Consider the following 4,657-nt stretch of genomic DNA (forward strand, 5'->3'; position numbering starts at 1 on the left):
GTTTCACCCACCATTTTGACCTATACGCCAAATAACACCTATCGGGTATAAAACGACTCGCTTTGCTCCAAAAACAATAGAAAACGACCCTATCGGGTATAATCTGATAGAGGCATTTACTGTTGTTGGTTTTCGTCTTGCGGATGAAATCTGAGTGATCAGTTGCTGACGAAGCTCAGAGCTATTGATTTGTGCAAAGAGGAGACCCTAGGAGACTTTATGAGACTTTGCCCCCTCGATGTGATGGTATCTTTGCAGCCCTACTTAATACTCGGAGGAGAAGTGGAAGGTGACCTTGGGGAACTCCTGCTGCGACATGCTTAGCATGTAGGCGGAGTCGGCGAGGTAGACATCCCTCCCCTGGGTGTCGGTCGCCATATAGGGCGCCTTGCGTCGCTTGAAGTCCTCCAGCACTGCCGGATCATCGCACTCGATCCAGCACGCCTTGTAGAGGCTGATCGGCTCCCAGCGACATTTCGCCTGATACTCGTGCAGCAGGCGGTACTCGATCACCTCAAACTGTAGCTGCCCCACTGTGCCGATGATCGTGCGACCATTATAGGTGCTGGTGAAGAGCTGCGCCACACCCTCGCCCATCAGCTGGTCGATGCCCTTGTGGAGCTGCTTCGTCTTCATCGGGTCGGCATTCTCGATGTACTTGAAGAGCTCGGGGGAGAAGCTCGGGAGCCCGCGGAAGTGGAGCTCCTCGCCACACGTCAGGGAGTCCCCGATGCGGAAGTTGCCGGTGTCGGGCAGTCCGACGATGTCTCCGGCGTAGGCATCCTCGACGATCTCCTTCCGCTGCGCCATGAAGGCGGTGGGGCTGCTGAAGCGGAAGTCTCGGCCCCGTCGGACGTGGTGGTAATTGGTATTCCGCCGGAAGACTCCGGAGCAGATCTTGACAAAGGCGATGCTGGAGCGGTGGTTGGGATCCATATTGGCGTGGATCTTGAAGACAAAGCCGGTGAAGTCGGGCTCCTCAGGCCTCACGATCCGCTCCTCCGCCTTGGTGGGTCGGGGTGAGGGGGCGATGCGGACAAAGGTGTCGAGCATCTCCTTGATGCCGAAGTTATTGAGCGCTGAGCCGAAGAATACCGGCGCCAGCTGCGCCGATAGGTACTTCTCCTCATCCATCGGTGGGTAGACCCCTCCGATCAGCTCGAGGTCGGTCAGCAGGTGCTCCGCCTGCTCCTCGGTGGCATACTTAAGCAGCTCGGGGGAGTGGATGTCCACCTCCACGCGGCTGGAGACGTGGCTCTTGTCCTGAGGATTGAAGACCTCGAGGTCGTCCTTGGCGATGTTGTACACCCCGCGGAAGCGGTCCCCGCAGTCGATCGGCCAGGAGAGCGGTGTGACGGCGATCTGCAGCTCCTGCTCCAGCTCATCAAGGAGGTCAAAGGGGTTTTGCGCCTCGCGGTCCATCTTATTGACAAAGACGATCACCGGGGTCTGTCTCAGGCGGCAGACCTGCATCAGCTTCTTCGTCTGCGCCTCCACGCCTCGTGCCCCGTCGATCACGATGATGACCGAGTCGACGGCGGTGAGAGTGCGGAAGGTGTCCTCGGCGAAGTCCTGGTGTCCCGGGGTATCGAGGATATTGATCTTATAGTCCTCGTACTCAAAGCCCATCACCGAGGTGGCGACGGAGATACCGCGCTGCTTCTCAATCTCCATCCAGTCGGAGGTGGCAGAGCGGCGGATCTTATTGCTCTTGACCGCCCCGGCGACGTGGATTGCTCCTCCGAAGAGGAGGAGCTTCTCGGTGAGGGTGGTCTTACCGGCATCGGGGTGAGCAATGACGGCAAAGGTGCGTCGGCGGGCTATCTCTTCTGTAAAGTCTTTCATTTATCGCTGTGTGTCGCGGTCGATGACCTCCTGGAGCGCCTCTTCCCAGGGGCGGAGCAGGTCAGGGTAATACTTCTGGATCTTCTCGGTGGAGAGGGCGCTGTAGTGCGGTCTCGAGGCGGGTAGTGCGAGGTCGGCCTGCGTGATGGGGCTGATCGGGTAGTCCTCCCGACCGGTGAGAAGCCGGGCGATGGTCGCTGCGAAGTGGTACCGCGAGGTCTCGCCCAGGTCTGCCACGTGATACAGTCCATAGGGTAGGGGGTCGGGAGCCTCGGGGTCGGTGAGTCCGTCCAGCAGTCGTCCGATCACATGCGTGAGAGTCAGCGTCGAGGTGGGTGAACCTACCTCATCGGTGACGCAGCGAATCGGCTGCCCCTCCTCCACCTTTTTCCTTATGGAGCGGTAAAAGCTCCGCCCCCACGATGCCGGGCCGTAGAGCCAGGCGGTGCGGAGGATGTAGCTCTCGGGATGGTTGGCGATGAGGAAGTGGTCTGCGTCAGCCTTTGACTTCCCATACCTATTGATGGGGTCTGCCACATCCTCCTCTACATAGGGCATAGTGGACTCCGCATTGCCCCCAAAGACGTAGTCCGTGCTGATCTGCACGATCGGGAGGTGCGGTCGCAGCTCGTGGAGCTGCATCAGGCAGAGGGTATTGGTCTCGAAGAGCTCGTCCTCGGAGAGCGTCTCCGCCCCGTCCACAGCGGTGTATGCAGCGCAATTGATCACCACATCCGGCTCCCTCTCCCGGAGGAAGCGGGACAGCTGACCAAATGAGGTCAGGTCCACCTCCGACCTCGTCGTCAGCACCCGGTCGTAGTGGGCCGACTCGGGGAGTAGGTGACGGAGTGCCGTGCCTAGCTGCCCGGAGGCGCCTGTGATCCATACGAGCGGGCGCTCGCTCCCCATAGACTCACTCATGACTCCTCCTCGCTCGTGCGAAATCGGTCTGCCAGTAGGGCGAGGAAGGTGCTCAGCTGCCTCATCCCTCGGAGGGTCTCCTCCGACACCTCGCGCCCTTGCTCCCGCAGCTGTACATAGCCGTAGAGACCGATCAGGGCGGTCTCCACCTCGCCGTGATCTCGCCCGGCGCCCTTGTCGCGGAGCTGGACGATGGCGGGGAGTGCGGCGTAGTAGAGCGTGGCGAAGAGAGTCTCCGACTTATCCCTCAGCAGCTCAGAGGAGAGTCCCTCGAGTCGGCTGATCAGCTCGGTGAGGGAGCTCAGGTGCCCCTGCTCGAGGATCCCCTCCTCACGCATCTGCCGGGCGAGGGAGAGGTACCACTCCTCCACCTCCCGGCGCTGCTCCTCAGAGCAGTCGTAGCCTCGCTCTATGTAGCGATGGATCTCTGCGGGATCGAAGTGCAGCGCCCGGAGGATATCCTCCACCTGCCACATGTAGAGCAGGTACTCGGCAATGTTCTCGTGCCTCTTCTGCTTAGCGACAAACATCCCTCAGAGTCTCTCTCGGATCTGTCGTGCCACCTCCTCCAGCTCCTCGTCTGTCATGGAGACATGCTCGCCGTGGAAGTCGGCATCACTCTCGCTATTGATCGGGATCAGGTGCAGATGGGCGTGATTGACCTCCAGCCCGAGGACAACGGCAGCCACCTTGCGACAGCCACTCATCTCCCGGATGGCGGCAGAGATCTTCTTTGCGAAGCTCATCAGGCTCGCCAGCTCCTCATCGCTGAGGTCAAAGAAGTAGTCCACCTCACGCTTCGGCACCACGAGTGTATGACCCGGGCGAAGGGGGTTGATGTCGAGGAAGGCATAGTTGTGCTCATCCTCGGCGATCTTGTGGCTGGGGATCTCTCCCCGGATGATTTTGCTAAAGATGGTCATGGCGTAGGGTCGGCTTAGATATTGATCTCATCGATGCGGAAGGTGAGCACACCGGCGGGCACCTCGATCTCGCAGATGTCTCCGGGCTTCTTGCCGAGGAGACCCTTTGCGATAGGGGTGGAGATGCCGATCTTGCCCGCCTTATTATCCGACTCTGTGTCGGAGACGATGGTGAAGACGCGCTGCTGCTTATTCTTCATATTCGTCAGCGTCACCCTGCTCAGGATGCCTACCTTGGAGGTGTCGATATTGGCGGTGTCGAGGATGCGGGCGTTGGCGAGCTGCATGCGGAGCTGGGCGATCTTATCCTCCAGCACCGCCTGCTTCTCCTTGGCGGCGGAGTACTCGGCATTCTCGGAGAGGTCACCCTTCTCGCGCGCCTCGGCGATCTCCTGGATCACCTCGGGGCGGTCTACGCTCTCCAGCTTACTGATCTCCTCGGAGAGCTTCTTGTAGCCCTCCTCGGTCATATAGATAAAGTCCATAGTTTTATACTAAGTGCTATGAATGGTTTCTCTGTAGTCAGTCCCGACGTGAGGACCATCGGAGCAGCCCGGCAGACAAAAAGGAAACAATCCCAAGCGGCACTCCGCCCGGAATCGTTGCTCCGTCTGCAGCCCGGAGGCTCCGCTCCGACCCTGTAGTCAGTCTCTGTGTATGAGGTCTGTAGCGGTCCCGACTGACCCCTCAGACTTGCCACAAAGGTACGAAAAAATTGCCGTCCGGTCTATCCTCCTCTATGGGTGACTCATTTGAGCATTAGGGTAATCATATTCCAAGATGTGCTCATCCGTGAGGCACCCGAAGGATGCTCGCTCCAAAGGCATCGGTCATCCGCGAAGCGGTGACCGATGTGTAGAGACCCGCCCCTACACCCTCGACCCCTTGCGGGTCGCAGAGCAGAAATGCCGTTTCCAAGCGACCCTGCCAGGGAGCCGCACTTACCAGTCAGTCAATCAGTGCGACAC

The 4,657-nt window shown here is 59.5% G+C and carries 5 protein-coding genes; all 5 read right to left on the minus strand.

Features of this window, described 5'->3' with window-relative positions; genetic code table 11:
* Window positions 1-264: 264 nt before the first annotated feature.
* The 5 genes from HMPREF2890_RS03855 to greA are packed head-to-tail and all read right to left on the minus strand — an operon-like array spanning window position 265 to window position 4,174.
* Complete coding sequence (locus HMPREF2890_RS03855; protein ID WP_070465655.1) at window positions 265-1,845, minus strand: peptide chain release factor 3; 1,581 nt, start codon at window positions 1,843-1,845, stop codon at window positions 265-267.
* Window positions 1,846-2,766 carry a dTDP-4-dehydrorhamnose reductase gene (rfbD, locus tag HMPREF2890_RS03860; RefSeq protein WP_083289782.1) on the minus strand — a complete coding sequence of 307 codons (921 nt, stop codon included), beginning with the start codon at window positions 2,764-2,766 and terminating at the stop codon, window positions 1,846-1,848.
* Window positions 2,763-3,296: a DUF4924 family protein gene (locus tag HMPREF2890_RS03865; RefSeq protein ID WP_070465658.1), complete on the minus strand. Its 534-nt coding sequence runs from the start codon at window positions 3,294-3,296 to the stop codon at window positions 2,763-2,765. The genes rfbD and HMPREF2890_RS03865 overlap by 4 nt, the downstream gene beginning before the upstream one ends.
* A gap of 3 nt (window positions 3,297-3,299) precedes the next feature.
* Window positions 3,300-3,689: an HIT family protein gene (locus HMPREF2890_RS03870; RefSeq protein ID WP_070465664.1), complete on the minus strand. Its 390-nt coding sequence runs from the start codon at window positions 3,687-3,689 to the stop codon at window positions 3,300-3,302.
* A gap of 14 nt (window positions 3,690-3,703) precedes the next feature.
* Window positions 3,704-4,174 (minus strand): transcription elongation factor GreA, encoded by a 471-nt coding sequence (gene greA / locus HMPREF2890_RS03875; protein ID WP_070465668.1) that lies wholly within the window; start codon window positions 4,172-4,174, stop codon window positions 3,704-3,706.
* Between the last annotated feature and the right edge of the window lie 483 nt (window positions 4,175-4,657).

This window comes from Porphyromonas sp. HMSC065F10 (assembly GCF_001808555.1).
Taxonomy (GTDB): domain Bacteria; phylum Bacteroidota; class Bacteroidia; order Bacteroidales; family Porphyromonadaceae; genus Porphyromonas_A.

What these genes read in the sequence shown, in the direction of transcription:
- HMPREF2890_RS03855 (WP_070465655.1), bottom strand. Translation starts at nt 1,845, where the DNA reads ATGAAAGACTTTACAGAAGAGATAGCCCGCCGACGCACCTTTGCCGTC.
- rfbD (WP_083289782.1), bottom strand. Translation starts at nt 2,766, where the DNA reads ATGAGTGAGTCTATGGGGAGCGAGCGCCCGCTCGTATGGATCACAGGC.
- HMPREF2890_RS03865 (WP_070465658.1), bottom strand. Translation starts at nt 3,296, where the DNA reads ATGTTTGTCGCTAAGCAGAAGAGGCACGAGAACATTGCCGAGTACCTG.
- HMPREF2890_RS03870 (WP_070465664.1), bottom strand. Translation starts at nt 3,689, where the DNA reads ATGACCATCTTTAGCAAAATCATCCGGGGAGAGATCCCCAGCCACAAG.
- greA (WP_070465668.1), bottom strand. Translation starts at nt 4,174, where the DNA reads ATGGACTTTATCTATATGACCGAGGAGGGCTACAAGAAGCTCTCCGAG.